General features: G+C 66.3%; 23 protein-coding genes. 11 read left to right on the forward strand and 12 right to left on the reverse strand.

Annotated elements, in window-relative coordinates:
* Together RRX38_RS19005 and RRX38_RS19010 are read left to right on the forward strand one after the other, a co-directional pair.
* Nucleotides 1-282: a PsiF family protein gene (locus RRX38_RS19005; protein ID WP_295476625.1), complete on the forward strand. Its 282-nt coding sequence runs from the start codon at nt 1-3 to the stop codon at nt 280-282.
* A 133-nt stretch (nt 283-415) separates the two neighbouring features.
* Nucleotides 416-1,426, forward strand: coding sequence for a hypothetical protein (locus tag RRX38_RS19010; RefSeq protein ID WP_315960264.1), 1,011 nt, complete (start codon nt 416-418; stop codon nt 1,424-1,426).
* 93 nt (nt 1,427-1,519) lie between these two features.
* Here RRX38_RS19010 and RRX38_RS19015 read toward each other — a convergent pair whose 3' ends face one another.
* Nucleotides 1,520-2,785 carry an Hsp70 family protein gene (locus RRX38_RS19015; protein WP_315960265.1) on the reverse strand — a complete coding sequence of 422 codons (1,266 nt, stop codon included), beginning with the start codon at nt 2,783-2,785 and terminating at the stop codon, nt 1,520-1,522.
* A 172-nt stretch (nt 2,786-2,957) separates the two neighbouring features.
* Here RRX38_RS19015 and RRX38_RS19020 point away from each other — a divergent pair, with 172 nt between their 5' ends.
* Both RRX38_RS19020 and cbpA read left to right on the forward strand, forming a co-directional pair.
* Nucleotides 2,958-4,628, forward strand: coding sequence for a DUF4153 domain-containing protein (locus tag RRX38_RS19020; protein WP_315960266.1), 1,671 nt, complete (start codon nt 2,958-2,960; stop codon nt 4,626-4,628).
* A gap of 136 nt (nt 4,629-4,764) precedes the next feature.
* Nucleotides 4,765-5,712, forward strand: coding sequence for a curved DNA-binding protein (gene cbpA / locus RRX38_RS19025; protein ID WP_295476621.1), 948 nt, complete (start codon nt 4,765-4,767; stop codon nt 5,710-5,712).
* 324 nt (nt 5,713-6,036) lie between these two features.
* On the opposite strand, the gene RRX38_RS19030 is transcribed toward cbpA, so the two are convergent.
* The 10 genes from RRX38_RS19030 to cbiE all read right to left on the reverse strand — a co-directional run bounded on the left by RRX38_RS19030 (nt 6,037) and on the right by cbiE (nt 14,055).
* Nucleotides 6,037-6,585 carry a GNAT family N-acetyltransferase gene (locus RRX38_RS19030; RefSeq protein ID WP_315960267.1) on the reverse strand — a complete coding sequence of 183 codons (549 nt, stop codon included), beginning with the start codon at nt 6,583-6,585 and terminating at the stop codon, nt 6,037-6,039.
* 12 nt (nt 6,586-6,597) lie between these two features.
* The gene (locus RRX38_RS19035) at nt 6,598-7,137 is read right to left on the reverse strand and encodes a GNAT family N-acetyltransferase (RefSeq protein WP_295476619.1); all 540 of its coding nucleotides are present in this window, start codon (nt 7,135-7,137) and stop codon (nt 6,598-6,600) included.
* A gap of 77 nt (nt 7,138-7,214) precedes the next feature.
* Entirely contained in the window at nt 7,215-7,637 is a 423-nt protein-coding gene (locus RRX38_RS19040; protein WP_315960268.1) for a hypothetical protein, read from the reverse strand.
* A 367-nt stretch (nt 7,638-8,004) separates the two neighbouring features.
* Nucleotides 8,005-9,372, reverse strand: a complete 1,368-nt coding sequence (locus RRX38_RS19045; RefSeq protein WP_315960269.1) for a PepSY domain-containing protein — start codon at nt 9,370-9,372, stop codon at nt 8,005-8,007.
* 158 nt (nt 9,373-9,530) lie between these two features.
* Nucleotides 9,531-9,977 carry a DUF2946 domain-containing protein gene (locus tag RRX38_RS19050; RefSeq protein ID WP_315960270.1) on the reverse strand — a complete coding sequence of 149 codons (447 nt, stop codon included), beginning with the start codon at nt 9,975-9,977 and terminating at the stop codon, nt 9,531-9,533.
* 11 nt (nt 9,978-9,988) lie between these two features.
* Nucleotides 9,989-10,450 carry a copper chaperone PCu(A)C gene (locus RRX38_RS19055; RefSeq protein WP_315960271.1) on the reverse strand — a complete coding sequence of 154 codons (462 nt, stop codon included), beginning with the start codon at nt 10,448-10,450 and terminating at the stop codon, nt 9,989-9,991.
* A 41-nt stretch (nt 10,451-10,491) separates the two neighbouring features.
* Nucleotides 10,492-10,869 (reverse strand): DUF2946 domain-containing protein, encoded by a 378-nt coding sequence (locus RRX38_RS19060; protein WP_315960272.1) that lies wholly within the window; start codon nt 10,867-10,869, stop codon nt 10,492-10,494.
* A gap of 162 nt (nt 10,870-11,031) precedes the next feature.
* Nucleotides 11,032-11,754, reverse strand: a complete 723-nt coding sequence (locus tag RRX38_RS19065) for a cobalt-precorrin-6A reductase (RefSeq protein ID WP_315960273.1) — start codon at nt 11,752-11,754, stop codon at nt 11,032-11,034.
* A 10-nt stretch (nt 11,755-11,764) separates the two neighbouring features.
* On the reverse strand, nt 11,765-12,853 hold the full coding sequence (locus tag RRX38_RS19070; protein ID WP_315960274.1) for a cobalt-precorrin-5B (C(1))-methyltransferase: 1,089 nt from the start codon (nt 12,851-12,853) through the stop codon (nt 11,765-11,767).
* Nucleotides 12,853-14,055: a precorrin-6y C5,15-methyltransferase (decarboxylating) subunit CbiE gene (gene cbiE / locus RRX38_RS19075; RefSeq protein WP_315960275.1), complete on the reverse strand. Its 1,203-nt coding sequence runs from the start codon at nt 14,053-14,055 to the stop codon at nt 12,853-12,855. The genes RRX38_RS19070 and cbiE overlap by 1 nt, the downstream gene beginning before the upstream one ends.
* Before the next feature lie 126 nt (nt 14,056-14,181).
* On the opposite strand from cbiE, the gene cobG reads away from it, so the two are divergent.
* The 7 genes from cobG (at nt 14,182) to RRX38_RS19110 (ending at nt 21,090) form a co-directional block, all read left to right on the forward strand.
* Nucleotides 14,182-15,516, forward strand: a complete 1,335-nt coding sequence (gene cobG, locus RRX38_RS19080; protein WP_315960276.1) for a precorrin-3B synthase — start codon at nt 14,182-14,184, stop codon at nt 15,514-15,516.
* Nucleotides 15,513-16,139, forward strand: a complete 627-nt coding sequence (locus tag RRX38_RS19085; protein ID WP_295476610.1) for a precorrin-8X methylmutase — start codon at nt 15,513-15,515, stop codon at nt 16,137-16,139. The genes cobG and RRX38_RS19085 overlap by 4 nt, the downstream gene beginning before the upstream one ends.
* On the forward strand, nt 16,139-16,870 hold the full coding sequence (locus RRX38_RS19090) for a precorrin-2 C(20)-methyltransferase (RefSeq protein ID WP_315962708.1): 732 nt from the start codon (nt 16,139-16,141) through the stop codon (nt 16,868-16,870). The genes RRX38_RS19085 and RRX38_RS19090 overlap by 1 nt, the downstream gene beginning before the upstream one ends.
* The gene (cobJ, locus tag RRX38_RS19095) at nt 16,870-18,570 is read left to right on the forward strand and encodes a precorrin-3B C(17)-methyltransferase (protein ID WP_315960277.1); all 1,701 of its coding nucleotides are present in this window, start codon (nt 16,870-16,872) and stop codon (nt 18,568-18,570) included. The genes RRX38_RS19090 and cobJ overlap by 1 nt, the downstream gene beginning before the upstream one ends.
* Before the next feature lie 373 nt (nt 18,571-18,943).
* Nucleotides 18,944-19,747 (forward strand): hypothetical protein, encoded by an 804-nt coding sequence (locus RRX38_RS19100; protein ID WP_315960278.1) that lies wholly within the window; start codon nt 18,944-18,946, stop codon nt 19,745-19,747.
* Nucleotides 19,748-19,774: 27 nt separating this feature from the next.
* Nucleotides 19,775-20,437 (forward strand): hypothetical protein, encoded by a 663-nt coding sequence (locus tag RRX38_RS19105; RefSeq protein ID WP_315960279.1) that lies wholly within the window; start codon nt 19,775-19,777, stop codon nt 20,435-20,437.
* A complete protein-coding gene (locus RRX38_RS19110) occupies nt 20,434-21,090 on the forward strand; it encodes a hypothetical protein (RefSeq protein ID WP_315960280.1) in 657 nt (218 codons plus the stop codon). The genes RRX38_RS19105 and RRX38_RS19110 overlap by 4 nt, the downstream gene beginning before the upstream one ends.
* Nucleotides 21,091-21,096: 6 nt before the next feature.
* Here the strand turns inward: RRX38_RS19110 and RRX38_RS19115 are convergent, their stop codons facing one another.
* Nucleotides 21,097-21,696, reverse strand: a complete 600-nt coding sequence (locus RRX38_RS19115) for a MarC family protein (RefSeq protein WP_295476605.1) — start codon at nt 21,694-21,696, stop codon at nt 21,097-21,099.
* Nucleotides 21,697-21,719: the final 23 nt, after the last annotated feature.

The following is a 21,719-nucleotide window of genomic DNA, read 5'->3' on the forward strand; positions in this document are numbered from 1 at the left end:
ATGAACAGGCTGCATGTTCCGTTGGTACTCCTTGGCTGCCTGGTGTCTGCCCCGACACCGGCGGCCAATCCTCAGCAGGAGAAAATGGCCAGTTGTAACAGTCAGGCCAGTACCCGTGCCTTGCAGGGCGACCAGCGCAAGGCCTTCATGAGTGCCTGCCTCAAGGCCTCACCCGCCACCCCACAGGAACGGATGACCCTGTGCAATGCCAGCGCCAGTGCCCAGGCACTCAAGGGCGAACCCCGGCAACGCTTCATGAGCGATTGCCTCAGGAAGAAGTGAGCCCCTGCCGCTGACCGGCCCGGCGCGCTGTGCATGACGGGCGCGCCAGGGCCCTGGCATGCGGCAGTGGCTGGCTCTCGCTGGCGAAGGCTGGCAGACTGCCCTCCTGTCCGTGTTGTCGATAAGAGGCGCCATGCCAACGTTTTCGTCGCGTCAGGTGTTCTTGGCCAGCTGGGTCATCATGTTCGGTGGCTTGTTGCTGGTTCTGCCCTTCAGGTTGCTGCCCAGTCTTTTATGCGGGTTGTTGGTGTTCGAGCTGGTGAACATGCTCACCCCCAGGCTGCAAGGACTGATTTCCGGCGAGCGCGCGCGCTGGCTGGCGGTGGCGTTGCTCGGCACTCTGGTAGTGAGTCTGTTGGCGCTGCTGTTCGCCGGTGGCTTCAGCTTCATCCTGCACGAGGCGGAGAATCCTGGCGCATCACTGGGCAAGTTCATGACCCTGGTAGACCGGGCCCGCGGGCAACTGCCGCCGTTCATCGAATCCTACCTGCCGGCCAGTGCCAGCGAGTTCCGGGCCTCACTGGTGGTGTGGCTGCAAAAGCACATCGAAGAGCTGCAGCTGATCGGCAAGGGCGCCGCGCACATGTTCGTGACCATGCTGATCGGCATGGTGCTGGGCGCAATCATCGCCCTGCAGCGCATCAGCGACGTCAGCAGCCGCAAACCGCTGGCCGCTGCGCTGTTCGATCGTCTCTACCTGCTCAGCCAGGCGTTTCGCAACATCGTCTTCGCGCAGATCAAGATCTCGCTGCTCAACACCGCCTTGACCTCGATCTTCCTGGCCGTGGTGCTGCCGCTGGCCGGCATTCACCTGCCACTGACCAAGACGCTGATCTTCATGACCTTCGTGCTGGGGCTGTTGCCGGTGGTCGGCAACCTGATGTCCAACACCCTGATCTTCATCGTCGGCCTGTCGGTGTCGCTGTGGGTGGCGGTGGCGGCGCTCGGCTACCTGATCGTCATCCACAAGGTCGAGTATTTCCTCAACGCGCGCATCGTCGGTGGGCAGATCAGTGCCAAGTCCTGGGAGCTGCTGCTGGCCATGCTGCTGTTCGAAGCGGCCTTCGGCCTGCCCGGCGTGGTGGCCGGGCCGGTGTATTACGCCTACCTCAAGAGCGAGCTGCGCCAGGCTGGGCTGGTCTGAGCGCACACCGGCCTGCTGCGGCTGACAACGTGTAGGACCGGCTTCAGACGGGAAGCTCTTCGCGCCTGAAGCCGTTCTTGCAGCCTACCACCTTCAGCCGTAGCGCTTGCGCGCTTCGATGGCCAGGCCACTGCCGATGCCGCCGAAGATGTCGCCTTCTACATGTCGGGCGTTGGGCAGCATCTGCGACACGCTATGGCGCAGCGCCGGGATGCCGCTGGAACCGCCGGTGAAGAACACCGTGCTGACCTGCTCGACGCCCACCCCGGCCTTTTCAAGCAAGGCGCTGACGCTGCCACGCACCTGTTCCAGTTGCGCTTCGATGGCCGCCTCGAACAGTGCGCGGGTCAGGTCCACGCCCAGGCCCGGCTCGATGCGCTGCATCGCCACATGACGGCTGTCGGCATGGCTCAGTTCGATCTTGCTGGCTTCCACTTCCATGGCCAGCCAGTGCCCGGCGCGCTGCTCGATGAGCTTGAACAGCCGGTCGATGCCCTGGGTGTCCTCGATGTCGTAGCGCATGCTGCCCAAGGCCAGCTTGGATTTCTGCGAATACACCGAGTTGATGGTGTGCCAGGTGGCCAGGTTGATGTGGTGGCTGGTAGGCATGAAGGCGCCGCTCTTCATCCGGCTGCCATGGCCGAACAGCGGCATCACGCCCTGCAGGCTCAGTTGCTTGTCGAAGTCGGTACCGCCGATGTGCACGCCGCCGGTGGCGAGGATGTCATCCTGGCGCTCGTCACGGGTGCGGCGCTCCGGCGACAGGCGCACCAGCGAGAAGTCCGAGGTACCGCCGCCAATGTCGACGATCAGCACCAGCTCTTCCTGGGTGATGCCCGACTCGTAGTCGAAGGCCGCGGCGATGGGCTCGAACTGGAACGACACGTCCTTGAAGCCGATCTTGCGCGCGACCTCGGCCAGGGTGTCTTCGGCCTCCTGGTCGGCGGCTGCGTCGTCGTCGACGAAGTGCACCGGGCGGCCCAGCACCACCTGTTCGAATTCACGACCGGCAGTGCGCTCGGCGCGTTTCTTCAGTTCGCCGATGAACAGCCCCAGCAGGTCGGTGAACGGCATGGCCGTACCCAGCACGCTGGTGTCGTGCTTGATCAGCTTGGAGCCCAGCAGGCTCTTGAGCGAGCGCATCAGCCGCCCTTCGTAGCCTTCGAGGTATTCGTGCAGCGCCAGGCGGCCGAACACCGGGCGGCGTTCTTCGATGTTGAAGAACACCACCGAGGGCAGGGTGATCTTGTCGTCTTCCAGTGCGATCAGGGTTTCCATGCCCGGGCGCAACCAGCCCACGGTGGAGTTGGAGGTGCCGAAGTCGATGCCGCAGGCACGGGCCGGTGATTGATCAGTCATGGGCGTGCGCCTCCTGGGAAAAAACGGCCGCGCAGTGTATGTCAGTGTTCCGCGATTGCGTAGGGCTGTTTTGCGATCTTCGACGCGTGGCCGATCCAACCGGCGGGGCTGTTGTCCTATGCCGCGCCGACTCTACACTGCGCGGCGCAAACGCTATGGATGAGGAAATGCAATGCCGGTTAGCGAACGAGGGACCCTGCCGTTCTATGTGTTGATCGGGCTGCTGCAAGGAGGGCTGATCCTCCTCGCCCTGCTGCTGGACACGCCGGTACCCGCGCTGGTCGGCGCGGCCCTGGGCGTGAACCTGCAGTTGCTCGGCGGTTGGCCACGCGACCGCGTGCTGTGGCTGGGCATGACCTGGCTGGCCATGGTGCTGGCGGTCATCACCGCCTGGGTGACGAGCATCGACTCGCCGGGCTGGTCGAGCGATAACTGGGCCGTCAGCATGGTGATACTGGGGTACATCGTCACCGCCTTCATCGTCAGCGGCACCGCGCGGCAAGGTGGGCGGGTGCCCTACACCGCGCTGTTCCAGCATGGCTGGAACAACGCCTTCATCATCGCCCTGGCCCTGCTGCTGACCCTGCTGTTCTGGCTGCTGCTGGTGCTGTGCGCCAAGCTGTTCCAGATGCTCGGTATCCGCGCCTTCGACTGGCTGGTCGATAACCGCTACTTCCTGGCATTGAGCCTGCCCGTGGTGGGCTCCCTGGGCATGCGCATGGGGTGCCAGAACGAGCGTGTCATCGGCCTGCTGCGCGGCATCCTGCTCAGCCTGTGCCGCTTCCTGGCCCCCCTGGCGGCGCTGATCGTCGTGCTGTTCACTCTGGCCTTGCCGTTCACCGGCCTGGAGCCGGTGTGGAAGACCGGCTACGCCACGCGCATCCTGGTCGGCCTGGCGGTGGTGATGCTGTACCTGGTCAATGGTGTGTACCAGGACGGCCAGCAGCTGCGGCCCTATAACCGGCCCTTGCTGTGGCTGCTCGACGCCGCGCTGTGCTGCCTGCCGGTGCTCGCCGCCCTGGCGGCCTGGTCGGTATGGCTGCGCATCGACCAGTACGGCCTGACGCCGGCGCGTTGCACGGGCCTGCTGGCCGCCCTGGTAATGGCTGTGCACGGCCTGGCCCTGCTCTGCGCCGTGCTGCGTCGTGGCGGGCCATGGCTGGCCAGTCTGCGGGTCAGCAACCCGATCATCGCGCTGCTGCTGTGCGCGGTGCTGGTGGCCATCAATACCCCCTGGCTGAATTTCGAGCAGCTCAGTGCGCGCAACCAGGTGCAGCGTCTGCTCGACGGGCGCACCCCGCCCGAGACCTTCGACGCCTCCGTGCTGTACTGGGACCTGGGCACGCCGGGGCGCCGGGCCCTTGACCAGTTGCTGGAACAGGTCGACAGCCTGGAGCAGTTCAGCGTCGCCACGCGCCAGGGCCTGAGGGCTCGCCTGCAAGCGACGCGCGACAACGGCAGCTGGGCGCAGCCCGAGCCAGCCGCGCCAGCCAACCTGATCTGGCTTACCGGCAAGGCCCGCGACGCCGAGCAGTTCAGCGACCCCGAGCTGCAAGGCACCGACTGCAATCGCCAGGCGTGCTACCTGTGGGCAGTGGACCTCGACGGTGATGGGCAGGATGAGGTGCTGAGCTTCTCCTCCGGCTGGCCGCAAATACAGCTGTTCCACCACGAGGACGGGCACTGGCGCAAGGTGGGGTACATGGAGGGCAGTATCGTCCCCGAGAAACTGGCCGAGCAGATCCGCGCCGGCAAGGCCACAATCAGGGCGCCGCGCTGGCGCAGCGTCGAAATCGACGGGCAGGTGTTCATTCCGGTGGAAATCGACTGGGGTGGAAAATGAATAAAGCACGCCAGCCAAGTGCTCAAGCAGGGCTGTTTGCCGATACACTCTGCGACTTTGAGCCGTTGCGGATGTCAGTGTCTGACAGGCAGGTTCCTGCGCAGCGGTCGGCTAACCGGTAACGGGTGAGTGTTCGATGGATTTCAAAGACTATTACAAGATACTCGGCGTGGCGCCGACGGCGGACGACAAGGCGATCAAGGCCGCGTACCGCAAGCTGGCCCGCAAGTATCATCCCGACGTAAGCAAGGAAGCCGGGGCTGAAGACAGGTTCAAGGAGGCCAACGAGGCCTACGAAGTGCTGGGCAGTCCTGAAAAGCGTGCCGAATACGACGAGTTGCGCAAGTACGGTCGCCAGGGTCGCCCGTTCCAGGCCCCGCCCGGCTGGCAAAGCCGCAGTGGCGGCAGCGCGGGTGGTTTCGGCGGCGATACCACCGATTTTTCCGAGTTCTTCAGCTCTATCTTCGGCAACCGCGGCGGCCAGGGTGGCCGTCCCAGGGCCCAGGGGCGCAAGGGCCAGGACGTCGACATGGAGCTGGCGATCTTCCTTGAAGAAAGCCTGTCGGGTGAGTCCAAGAAGGTCAGCTACCGGGTGCCGCAGCACAGCGCCAACGGTCAGCGCATGGCCGACATCACCAAGACCCTCAACGTGAAGATTCCCGCTGGCGTCGCCGACGGCGAGCGCATCCGCCTCAAGGGCCAGGGCGCGCCGGGAGTGGCCGGTGGCGAGAACGGCGACCTCTACCTGACCCTGCGCCTGGCGCCGCACCCGTTGTTCGAGGTCGAGGGTAACGACCTGGTGATCCAGGTGCCGCTGGCACCCTGGGAGCTGGCGCTGGGGACCAAGGTCGCGGTGCCGACCCTGACCGGGCGCATCAACCTGACCATCCGCCCGGACAGCCAGAACGGCCAGCGCTTGCGAGTCAAGGGCAACGGCTTGCAGGACAAACAGGGCCAGCGCGGCGATCTCTATGCCCAATTGAAAGTGGTCATGCCCACCCAGAACGATGAAGCCAGCCGGGCCTTGTGGCAGAAACTGGCCGACAAGGCCGGCTTCGATCCGCGCAGTGGTTGGGGCCGTTAGGCCAGGCGTATTTCAGCCGCAATACTGTTCGCTTAAGCGACATGTGGCCCGGTGGGAGCGGCTTTAGCCGCGAAAGCACCAGAAAATTCAGCGCATCTGTTGTGAACAGGCGGTCGCTTCGCGGCTGAAGCCGCTCCTACCCGGTCTAACTGACCAGTATTGGCTTTAGCCGCAATACTGTTCGCTTAAGCGGCATGTGGCCCGGTGGGAGCGGCTTTAGCCGCGAAAGCACCAGAAAATTCAGCGCATCTGTTGTGAACAGGCGGTCGCTTCGCGGCTGAAGCCGCTACCCGTTCTAATTGACCCGTATTGCGGCCAAGCTCGTTACTGGCCCTCTATCGGGTCCATGGGCAGCTGCTTGTAGTACAGCGCCGTGGCGCTCAAGCGGCCATCGGGGCTGGCGCAGTAGTCGGGGATTTCGCCGACACGGTGGTAGCCCAGCGCCCGATAGAAGCTTTCGGCGGGGGATTGCGCTTCGGTGTCCAGGTACAGCAGGCCGCGCTGGCGTTGCCGGGCCTGCTGCTCCACCGCCGCCATCAACTGCCTGCCCAAGCCCTGTTGACGGGCGCGGTGCAGCACCATCAGCTTCTGCACCTCGGCACGGTTCTGGCCATTGGGCTTCTGACACAGCGACAGCTGCACGCTGGCCAGTACCTGCTGCGCGTCGTCGATGATGACCCAGATCAGCAGGCTGTCGTTATTCAGGTCAGCCTGCAGGCCATCGACCCAGGCCAGTGCCTGGGCGTCGTCCAGATCGGCCATGAAACCCACCGAGGCTCCGTGCGCTACGGCATCGCCCAGCAGCGCGGCCAAGCCTTCTCGATAGTGCGGCAGCTCTTGCAGGGTGATGCGCTGCATCCGGGCTTGGGCCATGGGCTGTTCCGTTCAACGCCGTGGTGCTTGGGAGGCCGGGGCGCTGGCGCCCGGCGTGAGGTCCAGTTGCAGGAAGGTCAGGTCCAGCCAGCGGCCGAACTTGGTGCCCACTTGCGGCATCTGCCCGGTAATCGCGAAGCCGAGGCGCTGGTGCAGGGCCACGGACGCGGCGTTGCCGCTTTCCACGGCGGCCACCATGATGTGTTTGCCACAGGCCCGTGCGCGCTCGATCAGCGCGGTCATCAACTGCGGGCCAAGACCTTTGCCACGCTGGTCGGCACGCACGTAGACCGAATGTTCCACGGTATGCCGGAAGCCTTCGAAGGGCCGCCAGTCGCCGAATGACGAATACCCCACCACCTCGCCGAGCGGATCGAGGGCCACTAGGATCGGGTAGCCCTGGGCCTGGCGGGCATAGAACCAGGCCTGGCGGTTGTCCAGATCAACGGGCTGCTCGTTCCAAATGGCGGTGGTGTTGAGTACCGCGTCGTTGTAGATGTCGAGGATGCCGGGCAGGTCGGCAGGCAGGGCGTCGCGAATCAGGATGGTCATCAAGAGGCTCCAGTGAGAGCCGCAGTCTGGCGTGGTCGACTGCCTGCTGGCAAGCGGGCAGTCGTGCCTGGCCAAGGTCATAGCGCCTGGCACTGCTCCAGGCCATGGCCGCCGCCGGCCAGGTGAGGGGTGTAGTAGTACTTGCTCAAGCGGTGCCGCCCATCCTGGTCAGTCTCGACTTCGGCGATGCCGACACCGTGGTCCTGCAGCTTGGGGTCGTCATGGGCGAAGTAAAGCGCCAGGGCCTTCGGCGCAGAGGCGGCGAAGCCGGTGTAGCGGCTTTGGTCCGCCAGGGTCATGCTGAAGGTATACGCACCATGTGTTCCAGTGCTCTGCGCTGCCTCCAGCTTGAACTCGATGATCCCCTGGAAGTCGCCCCCGTGGCTATCGTGACCACTGCATTGGTAGCGACCGCTGTAGTCGGGGCCGGTAAAAGGCGGTGGGCTGGCGGTGGCCTGCAAGGAAAGGAGTACCAGGCCGGTAGCGAGTATTTTGCGCATGGTGATCTCTGCCTGTGGGTCAATGGGCATGGAATGGCCGGCAGCACAGAGCGGCCAACGAGCGCAGGACTATAGAGGCGGTGTGCGAGGCTTCAAGGCATGTAGCGGGGTATTTGGTTGCGGGATTTTTCTATGGGGCGGGGAATATCGTTGTTGAAACAAGGTGTTATGCAAAGGTGGCGGTTTCTGCATGAAAACAGAGCGGGGTCCGAAGCATGTCGAGTGAGGAATTCATCACAAAACCGCTCGCCGTCTTCGGACCCCGCTTCGGCAATTTAAGCTTCTGCGGGGCATTTGGCAAAGCTTGTAGCAACTATTTGCACAAATGGCGGTCGCGCCGGACGGCCGGTATTCCGGCGCTTTGCGATCAGTTGGCGAGTGCCATCCGGCTGCGCACCACCAGGTTGTCCAGCGCCCAAATCAGCAGCATCGAAATGCCTACCAGCGGAAACAGCGCACCCAGGACCAGCATCACGGCGATGGCGGTTTTCCAGCGTGGCAGGTCGTGGCGCAGCGGCGGCACGCCCAGGCCACCTTGCGGGCGGCGCTTCCACCAGATCACCAGGGCGCTGACCGAACCGAGCAGGATCATCAGGCACACCAGCAGCATCAGCAGCTGGTTGAGCCAGCCGAAGAACTTGCCTTCATGCAGCATCACGCCCAGCTCGGTAGCCCGCGATACCAGGCCGTAATGCTCCCAGCCCACCTGGGCCAGCACCTTGCCGCTGTACTGGTCGATATGCAGGGTGGCGTCGTTGCGCGGGTCATCGGCGAACACCGACACCGTGTACACGCCCTCGGCGGTCTTCGGCGCGCTGATGCTGTAGCCGGGTTCGATCTGGTAACGGGTGGCGATATCCACCACATCCTGCAAGCTCACCCGCGGGTCGGCGGGGCCGCTGGAAGCACCGTGGTGCTGCATGTGCTCGGCATGTTCGCCGCCGGACACCGGCAGCGGGGTGTTCTCCACCGCCCAGGGCACGGTCTGTTGCGTGGCCGTGTTCAGCTCGCCGGCCAGGCGTTTGGACTGCGGCACGTCGGTCCACATCGCCGCCGGGAAGCTGTTCCAGACCTCGGCATATTGCTTGCCCCAGAAGCCGGTCCAGGTCATGCCGCTGAGCAGCATGAACAACAGCAGCAGCGAGCCCCAGAAGCCGCTCACCGCATGCAGGTCACGCCATAGCACCCGACCGCGCCGCGACAGCCGGGGCCACAACACCCCGGCCGGGTTGCGCCCGCGCGGCCACCACAGGTACAGCCCCGATACCACCAGCACCACACCCCAGCCGGCGGCCAGTTCGATGAGCCGGTCGCCGGGCGTACCGATCAGCAGTTCGGCGTGCAGGCCCCGGGCGATGGCCTGCAGGTTGTTCTTCGCATCCTGCACGCCGAGGATATTGCCCCGGTAGGGATCGATGAACACGTTGAGGTCGCGGCCCTGGTAATTGAGCACGAACTGCGCGCTGCCTTCGGCGTCCACCGGTGGAAAGTACTTGCTCACTTTCGCACCGGGCCAGCCCATCAGCACCTCATGCTGCTGCATGTCGGCGCTGATGCGCTGCGTGCCGGGTTGCACGTGGAGGAAGTCGCGGTACATCAGGTTGTCGAGCTGCGGCTTGAACAGGTAGATGATCCCGGTGAGGGCCAGCAGGATCATGAACGGCGCGACGAACAGCCCGGCGTAGAAATGCCAGCGCCAGGCCAGGTTGTAGAAAGAGGGCTCAGCTTTTTTCATGGCTGTGCACCTCGGCGGATGAGTGGGAGGCCACCGACAGGCCGGGCACGCGCAGGCGCCTCTTGGCCCAGGCGTGCGCACACGTAGCATTGCAACGGTTCATGGTGCGTTCCAGAAGACAGTCTCATGGGCGCAGCACTTCAGGCTGCGCGGTCATTTCAGGACAGCTGCCGGAAAGGCGGGGCGCGGCTCTGGGCGTGCAGGAAGACGGTGCGTCGCGCATGCCCTTCGCGGGTCAGCGCCGCGTAGAACTCCGAAGGCTTGGGTGGGGTGGCGGCCAGCAGGGTCAGCATCTGCGGCAGCGCGGGGCAGCCGAACAGCAGCGTGCAATAGCCACACTTGGCCCACAGCGCGTGGTCCATGGGCGCCGCGTGCGCCGCGGTGGCTGGCTCGGCCTGCAGCGAATGATGGCCGCCAGGCGCATGGGCCATGGAGGCACTGGCGTGGTGAGCGGCGGGCAGGCGCATGCCAGTGTGATGCTCCATCGGCATCGACTGAGAAATCAGCGGGCCGATGAAGATCATCATCATCGCGAACAGCGCCAGCCAGGTGCCGCGCCCGGGGGGCGCAGACCGGCTGGCATGGCGACGCGGCAAGGCGTTCATGCGTGGCTGGCTCAGTGTACGTGTTCAGTGGCCTGTTTCTGGACCTGCACCTGGACTTCGACGGCACCGGCCTTCTCGAAATGCAGGGTCAGGGGGAAGCGCTGGCCTTCGCTCAGCTGCGAGCGATCCTTGATGTCCAGCAGCATCACATGGTAGCTGGAAGGCGCGAACAGCACCTGGCCACCGGCGGGAATCTCGACGCTCGGCACCGGTTGCATTTTCATCAGGTCGCCGGCCTGCACGTGCTGGTGCAGCTGCGCCTGACCGGCGATGGGGCTGTCGGCAGACAGCAGGCGGTCGGCTTCAGGGCCTTTGTTATCGAGGGTGAAGTAGGCGGCCACGGTGGGTGCGTTGGGTGGCAGCTGCATCGACCAGGGGTGGCCGATCATCAGGCTGCCAGCCTTGTATTCGTGGGCATGGGCGAAGGCCGCGGGCAACAGCAGGGCGGCCAGCAGCAGAGCTTTCTTGAGCATGGACGTTCTCCAGTGAGTCGTGGGATATGGCGTGCAGACCCTCAGACGTGTGGAGAAGCCCTCGGATTGGCCGCCGGCCATTGCAGATGCGGCGCTTGAGGGGTGGGCAGCAGGTAGGCGGGTAGCCGTACCGGCGGCTGCCAGGCGAACAGCCCGGCAGGCAGTCCCGCCGGGAGCATCACCGTCAGCCCGCCGCTGCAGCACAGGCAATGCTGCATGCCACTGTGCGGGTCCTTTTGCGGCTGGCCATGATCGCCCAGCGACAGCGCGGCCAGTTGCGCATTGGCGCCACAGAAACCACCCAGCAACAACGACACATCCACGCCGCGCGGCGCATTGGGCGCCAGGGGCATGGCCAGCAGGCTGAACAGCAGCGCGAAGCAGGCGATCCAGGCTGTCGTCGTGCGGCGTGCAGACATGGCAGGTTCCGTGGGTGGGCGGGTAAGCGACTCATTTAGCCTGAACGGGGGCAGGAAGTAAAAGCATCGGGCGCGACCTTGTGTCGCGTCACGGCCCTTGGACGTGGTTCCAGTCGCGAAGGGCCGTCACAGCCAAAGCCCTATCAGCAGGCCCAACGCAGGTCAGGTCAATGCCGCCAAGGCCGCCAGCACTTCACTGACGCTGCCCAGTTCACGATCCACCGGTGGCAGGGCCGGGCGTTTGAGGATCAGCACGGGGATGCCGCGTTCGCGGGCTACCTGCAGTTTGGGCTCGGTGGACGCGCTGCCGCTGTTCTTGCTGATCAGCACGTCGATGTCGCGCTCGGCGAACAGCCGGCGTTCATCTTCGAGCTTGAACGGCCCGCGCGCGGCGATGATCTCGCAGCGGGCGTTACCGGGCGCGCTGTCCAGGGCGCGCAGGGTCCAGAACTGCCCAGCAGGGATTTCGTCCAGGTGCTGCAAGGGTTCGCGGCCCAGGGTGAACAGCGGGCGCTTGAAAGGCGCCAGGGCGGCGCTCAATTCGGCCCAGCCGTCCACCTCGCGCCAGTCGTCATTCGCGCCAGGTTGCCAAGCCGGGCGGCGCAGCGCCCAGCAGGGGATGCCGGTCAGCGTTGCCGCCTGGGCGGCGTTGCGGCTCATTTGCGCTGCGTAAGGATGGGTAGCGTCCAGCAGCAGGCCGATGCCCTGTTCGCGTATGAACGCCGCCAGCCCTTCGGCGCCGCCGTAGCCGCCGACCCGCACCTGGCAGGGCAGGTCGGTCGGCACACGGCCGACGCCGGCCAGGCTGTAGAGGTGCTCAGGACCCAGGGTCCGGGCGATGGCCAGGGCGTCGGCGACGCCACCGAGCAGCAGGATGCGTTTCATCTGGAGATTCTCATGTGGCGTGGCCGACGATGCCGCCCTGACGGTCGATGGCGAAGACTTCCACCTCGACGCTGGCGGGCACTACGCTGCGGGCGAAGGCCAGGGCGTGGCGGCACACCACATCGCCAAGCGGCACGGCCGCCGCATGGCTCAGGGCCAGAGCCTGCTGGCTGGTATTGGCGGCGATGATCTGCTGTTGCAGGTCGTCACTGGCGCCGACCTCGGCGGCCCAGCGCGCCAGCTGCGGCAGATCGATGCTCGAATGCCGGCTGTGCAGGTCCATATGTCCGGCGGCCAGTTTGCTGATTTTGCCAAAGCCGCCGCACAGGCTCAGCTTCTGCACAGGCACCTTGCGCAGATGCTTGAGTACCGCACCGGCGAAGTCGCCCATTTCGATCAGCGCGATGTCGGGAATGCCGTAAACCCTGCGCATGGTGTCTTCGCTGGCGTTGCCGGTACAGGCCGCGATATGCAGGTAGCCATTGGTAGCGGCAACATCGATGCCTTGGTGAATGGAGGCGATGTAGGCCGCGCAGGAAAAGGGCCGGACGATGCCGCTGGTGCCCAGAATCGACAGGCCGCCGAGAATGCCCAGGCGCGGATTCATGGTCTTCAGCGCCAGCGCCTCACCGCCCTGCACGCCAATGGTCACTTCGAAACCGCCGGCGTGGCCGGTTTCGGCGGCCAGTTGCTGCAGGTGTTCGGTCATCATGCGGCGTGGCACCGGGTTGATCGCCGGCTCGCCCACGCCCAGCACCAGGCCGGGGCGGGTCACCGTGCCCACGCCAGGGCCGGCGACAAAGCGCACGCCCGGCTCGCCGGTCAGCCGCACCTGGGCGAACACCAGCGCGCCGTGGGTCACGTCCGGGTCGTCACCGCCATCCTTGAGGGTGCCGGCTTCGGCGCCGCCCTCCAGCAACCGGCAGAACTCCAGGCGCATCTGCACCTGCTTGCCCTTGGGCAGGGTGATCTGCACCGCATCGCACGCCGGCCCGCCGAGCAGCAGGCGTGCCGCCGCCAGGCTGGTGGCCGTGGCGCAGCTGCCGGTGGTCAGGCCGGTGCGCAGCGGGGCGGGTTGCTCGGCGGTTTCTTCGCGCATCAGGGTTTGACCGCCTCCAGCAGGGTGATGGGCAGGGCCTGGCGCCAGGTGTCGAACTCCCCCAGCGGCCGTGCATGCGCCACGTGCAGACGGGTCAGTTCGCCGCCGTGGCGCTCGCGCCAGTTCAGCAGGGCCATTTCGCTTTGCAGGGTCACGGCGTTGGCGACCAGGCGCCCACCGGTACGCAACTGCTCCCAGCAGGTTTCCAGTACGCCAGGGCGGGTCACGCCGCCACCGATGAAAATCGCATCCGGGCGCTCCAGGCCGGCCAGGGCCTCGGGGGCCGCGCCGCGTACCAGTTGCAGGCCCGGTACGCCGAGGCGGTCGCGATTGCCTTCGATCAGCGCCTGGCGGCCTTCATCGGCCTCGATGGCGATGGCCCGGCAGCTGGGATGCGCGCGCATCCATTCGATGCCGATGGAACCGCAGCCAGCGCCGACGTCCCAGAGCAGTTCGCCGGGCAGCGGCGCCAGGCGGGCCAGGGTCACTGCGCGTACGTCGCGCTTGGTGAGCTGGCCGTCATGCTCGAAGGCCTGGTCCGGCAGGCCGGCCAATGGGCTCAGGCGCAGGGTGTCGGGGGCGATGCGGCAGTCGATGGCCACCAGATTCAGCGCGGCGATGTCCGGGTTCTGCCAGTCGCCAGCCAGGCCTTCGACGCGGCGTTCCGCCGGGCCGCCCAGGTGTTCCAGCACGGTCATCCGGCTCGGCCCGAAGCCGCGCTCGCGCAGCAACGCGGCCAGGGCAGCCGGGCTGCTGCCGTCGTTGCTCAGCACCAGCAGGCGCAGGCCGTGGTGCAGGTGCGCGTTGACCGCCGCCAGCGGGCGAGCCACCACCGACAGGGTGACCACATCCTGCAGGGCCCAGCCCATGCGTGCCGCCGCCAGGGAATAGGAGGAGGGCGCTGGCAGCACGAGCATCTCGCTGTGCTCCACCAGCCGCGACAGGCTTACGCCGACGCCGTAGAGCATCGGGTCGCCGCTGGCCAGCACGCACACCGGCTGGCCACGGCGTTCCAGGACCGCATTGAGCGAAAAGGGACTGGGCCAGGGATGGCGCTGCGCGGCGATGCACGGCGGCAGCAGGGCGAGCTGGCGGGTGCTGCCGAACACTTCGGCGGCATTGAGCAGGGCATGCCGGGCATTGCGGCCCAGGCCCTTGTAGCCGTCTTCTCCGATGCCCACGACGGTCAGCCACGCAGCCATTTACATTCCTCGATCCGAACATCCGACAGAGCGTTTTTCATGCCTGCCGCCAAAGCAGGCATAATACCGCGCCCGACGGGAACAATGCTCCCGCGCTGTCTTCAGTCTGTCCGCATCGGTGATCCCTTGAACGAGCCGCAGTCCGCTCGCCCATCCTTCGCTACGCCCCGTCCCTCGGCCTGTCCGGGGTTGTTGCGTATCGTCGCGGCGCGCGATGGCGGAATCTGCCGGGTCAAGCTGGCCGGTGGGGTACTGAGCGCCGAGCAGGCCCTGGCGGTGGCCGCAGCGGCCGAGACGCATGCCGGCGGAGTGATCGAACTCACCAACCGCAGCAACCTGCAGATTCGCGGCATCCATGGCGATCATCAGGCGCTGGTCGCCGACCTGCTGGGCGCCGGCCTGGGCCCTGGCAATCCGGCCAGCGACGATGTGCGCAACCTGATGCTCAGCCCCAGCGCGGGGCTGGACCGCGACATGCTGCTCGACACCCGGCCGCTGGCGGCGCAGATCCTCACTTCGCTGGAGCAGCGCCCGCGGCTGCATCAGCTTTCGCCGAAGTTCGCCGTGTGCCTGGATGGCGGCGAAGGCCTGGCGATGCGTGAACACCCTCATGACCTGTGGTTGTCGGCCCTGCAGCGCGACGGGCAAACCTGGCTGGCGTTCGGCCTGGCCGGTTGCCCGGCCTTCGATGCGCCGCTGGCGGCGGTGCCGGTCGAGCAGGGCCATGCACTGGTGCTGGCGGTGCTGGAGCTGTTCCTCGACCTGGCCAGCCCCGAGCAGGCGCGTATGCGCCAGTTGTTGAGCGACCTGCCGGCGGCGGCTTTCCTGGCGCAGTTGCGGGCTCGCATTCCGGTGCCGCTGGAGGCAGTCGAAGGCTGGCAGAAGCCTGCGACGAACCAGGATTACCGCCACCTGGGGCTTTATCCACAGGCGCAGGCCGGGTGCGTGGCGGTGGGCGCCGCCGCGCCGCTCGGGCGGCTGACCAGCACCACCTTGCGCCAGGTGGCGCGATTGGCGGTGCAGTACGGCGACGGCCAGCTGCACCTGACGCCCTGGCAGAGCCTGCTGTTGCCCAACGTGCCTGCCGAACGTGGCCAGGCGCTGCTGGAGGCGCTGCAGGCGCTGGGCCTGCTGGTTTCACCTGACCAGGCGCTGGCGCGTCTGACCGCCTGCAGCGGCGCCCAGGGTTGCGCCAAGGGGCTGGCCGACACCAAGGCCGATGCCGTGCGCCTGGCCGAGCGGCTGCCCGGTGGTGTCAGCGCCCACCTCACCGGCTGCAAGCGCTCCTGCGCGGCTGCCCATGTGGCGCCGTTCACCCTGCTGGCGGTGGCGCCCGGCCGTTACGATCTTTACCAGCGTGATGCGCAGCACCCGGGCTTCGGTGTGCTGCGCGCTCGCGACCTCACTATTGACGCCGTCGGCGCACACCTGGCCGTCGACTCACGGAGCCACACTGCATGATTGATTACATCCGCGATGGTCAGGAGATTTATCGCAACTCCTTCGCGATCATCCGCGCCGAAGCGCGGCTGGAGACCATCCCCGCCGACCTGGAAAAACTCGCCGTGCGGGTGATTCATGCCTGCGGCATGGTCGATGTGGTCGACGACCTGCGTTTCTCCCCGGGCGCCGGCACCGCCGGGCGCCAGGCCCTGGCGGCGGGCGCACCGATTCTCTGCGATGCGCGAATGGTCTCCGAGGGCATCACCCGTGCTCGCCTGCCGGCCAGCAACCCGATCATCTGCACCCTGCACGACGAAGGCGTGCCGGAGCTGGCCAAGAGCCTGGGTAACACCCGCTCGGCGGTCGCCCTGGAACACTGGCGCGAGCACCTGGAAGGCAGCGTGGTGGTGATCGGCAATGCGCCGACCGCGCTGTTCTACCTGCTGGAGATGCTCGATGCCGGCGCCCCCAAGCCGGCGCTGATCATCGGCTTCCCGGTGGGCTTCGTCGGCGCCGCCGAGTCCAAGGACATGCTCGCCGCCGACAGCCGTGGCGTGCCCTATGTGATCGTCCAGGGCCGGCGTGGCGGCAGCGCCATGGCGGTGGCGGCGGTCAACGCCCTGGCCACGGAGGTGGAGTGATGCAGGCACGCGGCAAACTCATCGGCCTGGGCGTCGGCCCTGGCGATCCGGAGCTGATCACCGTCAAGGCGCTGCGCCTGCTGCGCGAGTCGCCGGTGGTGGCGTATTTTGTGGCCAAGGGCAAGAAGGGCAACGCCTTCGGCATCATCGAGGGCCACTTGCAGCAGGCGCAGACCCTGCTGCCGCTGGTCTATCCGGTGACCACCGAGGTGCTGCCCGCACCGCTGTCCTACGAACAGGTGATCAGCGACTTCTACGACCAGGCCAGCCTGGAAGTGGCCGCGCACCTGGACGCCGGCCGTGACGTGGCGGTTATCTGCGAAGGCGACCCGTTCTTCTACGGCTCCTACATGTACCTGCACGACCGCCTGGCTGAGCGCTACCCGGCCGAAGTGATTCCCGGCGTGTGCTCGATGCTCGGCGGCGCCTCGGTGCTTGGCGCGCCGCTGGTGTACCGCAACCAGAGCCTGTCGGTGCTATCTGGCGTGCTGCCCCACGAGGAACTCAGGCGCAAGCTGGCCGACGCCGACGCGGCGGTGATCATGAAACTGGGGCGCAACTTCCATAAGGTGCGCGAGGTGCTCGGCGATCTGGGCCTCGCGGGCCGCGCGCTGTACGTTGAGCGGGCGACCATGGCCAACCAGAAGATCGTGCCGCTGGATGACGTCGACCCGATGTCGTCGCCGTACTTCTCGCTGATCATCGTGCCGGGCGAAAGGTGGCAAGGCTGATGGCTGACAACGCTCCGGCCATCGTCATCCTCGGCAACGGCGGCCTGGCCACCGCCCGGCGTATCCAGCAGGTACTGCCTGCCGCCCAGGTGCTTGGCCTCGAAGGCCGCGTGCAGGGCGCCGATCATGCCTATGCGGAGTTCGGCGCCACGCTGCGCCAGCTCTACCAGAGCGGCGCACCGATCATTGCCCTGTGCGCGGCGGGCATCGTGATCCGCACCCTGGCGCCGCTGCTGCAGGAAAAAGGCAGCGAGCCGCCGGTGCTGGCCGTGGCCGAAGACGGCAGCGCGGTGGTGCCGTTGCTCGGCGGCCTGGCCGGGGTCAACGCGCTGGCCCGTGAGATTGCCAGTGCATTACAGGTGCCGCCGGCGATCACCACCAGCGGCGAGCTGCGTTTCGGCACCTGCCTGCTCAATCCGCCGGCCGGTTACGCACTGGCTGATCTGGAGCAGGGCAAGCGCTTCGTCTCCGACCTGTTGGGCGGCGAGACCGTGCGCATCGAGGGCGACGCCCCTTGGCTGGGTACGGCGCAGTTGCCGCAAGCCACCGATGCCCGGCGCACCATCCATGTCGGCCACGCGCTGCGTGAGCCGGCGGTCGATGAGCTGCTGATCCACCCGCGCAACGTGCTGGTGGCTATTGGCGAGGCGGGCGACGGGCTGGCCGACGAGGTGCGCGCTGTGCTGCGTCAGGCCGGTATCGCCCAGCCGTCCCTGGCCGGTCTGCTGGCCGCCGATGCCCAGATGGCCGATTCTCGCGTGCACCAGGCCGCCGCGCAGTTGCAGGTGCCGGTGCGCTATCTGGCGGCGTCGGATAGCGCGACGCGCCTGACCCAGACCGGCCTGGCGCTCCAGGTGCTGCCCGGTCCGCTGTCCATCGGGGTGGCCGCACGGCCGTTGAACATGACGCGCATCGGTCGCCCGCGTGGGCGGCTGGCGGTCATCGGCCTGGGGCCTGGCGCGCGCGAGCTGATGGTCCCTGCGGTGCAGGCCGAGCTGGCGCGTGCCACCGACGTCCTGGGCTACGAGACCTACGTGCGCATGGCCGGCCCGTTCCGTGACGATCAGGTGCTGCATAACACCGACAACCGCGAAGAGATGCAGCGCGCGCGGCATGCCTTCGAGCTGGCCGCTCAAGGACGTTCGGTGGTCATGGTGTCCTCGGGTGACCCGGGGGTGTTCGCCATGGCTGCCGCGGTGCTCGAAGCGCTGCATGAAGTGGTCGACGATCCGGCCCGTGAGGACTGGCGCGGCGTCGAGCTGCAGATTCTGCCCGGCGTGTCTGCCAGCCTGGCCACGGCGGCACTGGCCGGTGCGCCCCTGGGGCATGACTTCTGCGTGGTGTCGCTGTCGGACAACCTCAAGCCCTGGTCGATCATCGAGCGACGCCTTGACCTGGCGGCGCAGGCCGATCTGGTGCTGGCCTTCTACAACCCGATCTCCCGTGCCCGGCCCTGGCAACTGGGGCAGGCGCTGGACATCGTGCGTCGGCATCGCGCAGCGGACACCCCGGTCACCCTGGGCCGCGACGTAGGCCGCCCGGCACAGGCGCTGCGGGTGGTGACCCTCGGCGAGCTGACGCCGGAAATGGTCGACATGCGCACCATGGTGCTGGTCGGCTCGTCGACCACCTGCACCTTCCCGCGGGCCGATGGCGGGCAGTGGGTGTATACCCCGCGCTGGTATGGCAGCAAGCCCTGACCCCTCGGCGGCCGGTCCTTCGGGGTCGGCCGCTGACGTTGTCCGCCGTAGGAAACGGTCCGTAACAAGTATTCAGAACCTGTATTGAACCCCGCGATTTCCTCTCTGATGTGAGGCGCCATTGCCGGACGCGCGCCGATCACTGCTGTCATCCGTTTCTCTGCATTTTTGTTGCCCTTCCGGCGGCTGTGGTTCTCGCCTTTGGGCTGGGGGGTAATGGAGAAAATTCTGTATTCAGCTCGCGGTAGGAGGCAGACCGATCCTACAGCCAGCAGATCGTATTCCGCCCTTTGCTGGCGGTAGGGCCGCTCGGCGTTCCTCGCTAGCCTGCGGGTCGTCCATGAGGACTCCCACCCAAGAAGGAACGATGATCATGAATACCCCAAGCCCTTTGAACGCCGACCCACGCCTGAACTACATCGCCAATTGCGAGCTGAGCGACTGCAGCCATTCGCTGGCCGAGCATGTTGCCGCGACGCCGATGGCCCTAGACGATGAGCAACCCGCACCGGTCGCTCAAGGGGCCGTGGTCGCCAGCAGCCTGCTGGCCTTCACCGAAGGCACCTCGACGCAGAATCGCCAGGACGTTATGGACTCCTTCCTGTTCGCCACCCTGGTGGCCAACAAGGCCTTCAACCCGGAAACCGAGAGCCCACTGTGGTACGGCAAGTTCAACGAGGTGCTGTCGCGCCTCGGCTGGCTGTCCAGCCAGTGGCGCTACGCCCGCTACCAGGCGCAGGGGCAGCGCCTGTCCATGGACCAGGTTGGCCTGGAAATCATCGCCTCGGCCCTGGCCGCCGCCGCGTTACCCGGCCCGGCTTCCGTGGCCATGCTCAAAGTCGCCACCGATGCCGTACAGGCGCTGCGGGCCAAGGACGAGCCACTGCGTCTGTTCGAGCGCCAGAGCCGCACTCACCAGGGTGGTCATTTCCGCATGGCGTCGTGCAGCGAGTCCGGCGATGGGCTGGTCAACGTGGTGATGGGGGCGGTCAGCTTCAAGGCCAACACCGAAGTGCGCGATGTTCTGTTCTGGGAATGGGGCAGCGCCGATGTCGAGACTTATCGCGGTGAAGACAGCCTGGTGCTGAACAGCCGCCTGTATGCCCAGCACCGTGAGCTGGTGCAGGAGAAGCTGGCGGCCGGCTCGCGCCAGGCCATCGCCGAGTTCGATATCTGAAGACCGGGTGCCAGACAGGAGCGGATCATGAACCAGCCATCGAGTGACGTGATCGTCAATGCCGGTTGCCTGTTGTTCTTCCATGGGCAGCCCCACGACCAGGACGTTCTGGACTCCACCCTCTACGTGCAACTGGCCGCCTCGCGCAAGCATTCGCGCTTCGCCGAGTACCCGCAGTGGAAGGCCACCTGGTTGCAGGCCGCACTGCGCTTTGGCTGGCTGTCACAGGCCAGCGAAAGCTTCTTGCAGCCGGCACCGGAACTGACCACGGCCACGCTCTGGGACTGGGCGCGCGCGTGGCGGCCCGGGTTCGTCAGCGCTGCCTTGCTCGAACGCAGCGAAGCAGCGCTGGCCGACTGTCAGGCCCTGCAACCGGCGTTCGAACTGTTCGCCTCCCAGGTGCTGGCACCGGAGGGCACAACCTTGGCCCTGCAGCTGGGGTTGGTGGACACCGATGACAGCCTTACGCTGCTGCAGCTGCATTTCACCAGCCGTTGCGCCCTGGCCGCCGATGAACTGCTGGGCCCTTGGTGTCGCGAGCGCATTCGCGGCAACGTGAGCCTGAGCTTTCACCGGCTGATCCTCTCTCATACGCTCTATGCGCCGTTGCGCGAGGCTTTCGCCAAGGCCTTGCGCGATCGGCGTCCAGGGTTGGTCATGCCGCTTGCGCGGCGCGCGGAAATGCCATGAGTGCGCCGGACTTCGTTGCCCGAGTGGGCGAGCTGGACAGCTTGTTGGCATTCTACGCCTCGGTGCCGACCGAATACCGGGACGACATTCAGGACGTGTTGCTATACGCCCAGCTGTTCGCCAGCCATCTCAATGACTTCCAGGGCCAGTGGCACAACTGGATGCACTACTACCGCGATCGTCTGGAAAGTCATGGCTTCGTGCGGCAGAACCTGGTGATCAAGGATGCGGTACTGCTCAGCAGTGTCTCGGACTTCGAGACCGCCAGCTTCCGCCTGGCCAGCAGCGTGGCCAGCGCCGAGGTCAGCGCGCTGGTTCGAGGGGCGGTTCGCTGGTTGGGTATTCGTGACATGGCCACGGCTTACTTTCGCGGCGGCGGATTTTCCGAAAGCCGCGGCAGTATGCAGATCGTGCCCTGCGAGATGACCAACGACGGTCTGCCAAGCGTGATGCTCTGTGCGCTGCGGGTCGGCGTCGACCATGGTTCGGCCGGCATGCGTCGGCTGGTGCTGCACTTCAAGGGCGGCAGCTACCGGTTCGAACCCCAGCGTTATGCTGCACGTCGTGCCAGCGTGCAGGGCTATCTGGCTGACAAGAGCCACGCGGTGATTCGGGCGTTCGACCCGAGCGAGCTGGGCTTGCTGGCGCCTTGAACGGCGCTAGCCGGTAACCAGGTAACCGCGAATACCAGTGAAGATGATCTGCGCCGCCAGGGCGCAGACGAACAGCCCCATGAGGCGGCTGACGATCTGCAGACCCTGGTCGCCCAGCAGGCGTTCGATACGGTTGGCCATGAACAGCACCAGCCCCACGGTGAAGCTGGCCAGGGCAATGCCCAGCAGGGCGAGGATCTTGTCGTCCCAGTGGGGCTGGCTGACGCCCATCACCAGCAAGGCACCGATGGTGCCCGGGCCTACGGTGATGGGAATGGTCAGCGGCACGATGCTGACGTCCTGCTGCACGTTATCGGTCTGCACCGCCGACTTGCCCTGCGCCATGCCCAGCGCGGAAATGAACAGCACGCTGCCGGCGCCGATGCGAAAGGCGTCCACGGTGATACCGAACACATCGAAGATCACCCGCCCGAACAGGTACAGCAGCACGCTGGACAGCAGGGTGGCCAGCGCAACCTTCCATGCCAGGCGCTTCTGTTCCTTGCGCGAATAGCCACGCGACAGGCTGATGAAACACGACAGCACGAAGAAGGGGCTGTAGAGCACCAACATCTTCAGGTAGACGCTGGACAGCAGATGCAGCATGGCAGGCGCTCGCGCAAGGAAGA

It is taken from the genome of Pseudomonas sp. DTU_2021_1001937_2_SI_NGA_ILE_001, assembly GCF_032463525.1.
Lineage (GTDB): Bacteria > Pseudomonadota > Gammaproteobacteria > Pseudomonadales > Pseudomonadaceae > Aquipseudomonas.

Excerpts from the sequence above, each read along its gene's own strand:
- RRX38_RS19005 (WP_295476625.1), top strand. The coding sequence starts at position 1 with ATGAACAGGCTGCATGTTCCGTTGGTACTCCTTGGCTGCCTGGTGTCT.
- RRX38_RS19010 (WP_315960264.1), top strand. The coding sequence starts at position 416 with ATGCCAACGTTTTCGTCGCGTCAGGTGTTCTTGGCCAGCTGGGTCATC.
- RRX38_RS19015 (WP_315960265.1), bottom strand. The coding sequence starts at position 2,785 with ATGACTGATCAATCACCGGCCCGTGCCTGCGGCATCGACTTCGGCACC.
- RRX38_RS19020 (WP_315960266.1), top strand. The coding sequence starts at position 2,958 with ATGCCGGTTAGCGAACGAGGGACCCTGCCGTTCTATGTGTTGATCGGG.
- cbpA (WP_295476621.1), top strand. The coding sequence starts at position 4,765 with ATGGATTTCAAAGACTATTACAAGATACTCGGCGTGGCGCCGACGGCG.
- RRX38_RS19030 (WP_315960267.1), bottom strand. The coding sequence starts at position 6,585 with ATGGCCCAAGCCCGGATGCAGCGCATCACCCTGCAAGAGCTGCCGCAC.
- RRX38_RS19035 (WP_295476619.1), bottom strand. The coding sequence starts at position 7,137 with ATGACCATCCTGATTCGCGACGCCCTGCCTGCCGACCTGCCCGGCATC.
- RRX38_RS19040 (WP_315960268.1), bottom strand. The coding sequence starts at position 7,637 with ATGCGCAAAATACTCGCTACCGGCCTGGTACTCCTTTCCTTGCAGGCC.
- RRX38_RS19045 (WP_315960269.1), bottom strand. The coding sequence starts at position 9,372 with ATGAAAAAAGCTGAGCCCTCTTTCTACAACCTGGCCTGGCGCTGGCAT.
- RRX38_RS19050 (WP_315960270.1), bottom strand. The coding sequence starts at position 9,977 with ATGAACGCCTTGCCGCGTCGCCATGCCAGCCGGTCTGCGCCCCCCGGG.
- RRX38_RS19055 (WP_315960271.1), bottom strand. The coding sequence starts at position 10,450 with ATGCTCAAGAAAGCTCTGCTGCTGGCCGCCCTGCTGTTGCCCGCGGCC.
- RRX38_RS19060 (WP_315960272.1), bottom strand. The coding sequence starts at position 10,869 with ATGTCTGCACGCCGCACGACGACAGCCTGGATCGCCTGCTTCGCGCTG.
- RRX38_RS19065 (WP_315960273.1), bottom strand. The coding sequence starts at position 11,754 with ATGAAACGCATCCTGCTGCTCGGTGGCGTCGCCGACGCCCTGGCCATC.
- RRX38_RS19070 (WP_315960274.1), bottom strand. The coding sequence starts at position 12,853 with ATGCGCGAAGAAACCGCCGAGCAACCCGCCCCGCTGCGCACCGGCCTG.
- cbiE (WP_315960275.1), bottom strand. The coding sequence starts at position 14,055 with ATGGCTGCGTGGCTGACCGTCGTGGGCATCGGAGAAGACGGCTACAAG.
- RRX38_RS19085 (WP_295476610.1), top strand. The coding sequence starts at position 15,513 with ATGATTGATTACATCCGCGATGGTCAGGAGATTTATCGCAACTCCTTC.
- RRX38_RS19090 (WP_315962708.1), top strand. The coding sequence starts at position 16,139 with ATGCAGGCACGCGGCAAACTCATCGGCCTGGGCGTCGGCCCTGGCGAT.
- cobJ (WP_315960277.1), top strand. The coding sequence starts at position 16,870 with ATGGCTGACAACGCTCCGGCCATCGTCATCCTCGGCAACGGCGGCCTG.
- RRX38_RS19100 (WP_315960278.1), top strand. The coding sequence starts at position 18,944 with ATGAATACCCCAAGCCCTTTGAACGCCGACCCACGCCTGAACTACATC.
- RRX38_RS19105 (WP_315960279.1), top strand. The coding sequence starts at position 19,775 with ATGAACCAGCCATCGAGTGACGTGATCGTCAATGCCGGTTGCCTGTTG.
- RRX38_RS19110 (WP_315960280.1), top strand. The coding sequence starts at position 20,434 with ATGAGTGCGCCGGACTTCGTTGCCCGAGTGGGCGAGCTGGACAGCTTG.
- RRX38_RS19115 (WP_295476605.1), bottom strand. The coding sequence starts at position 21,696 with ATGCTGCATCTGCTGTCCAGCGTCTACCTGAAGATGTTGGTGCTCTAC.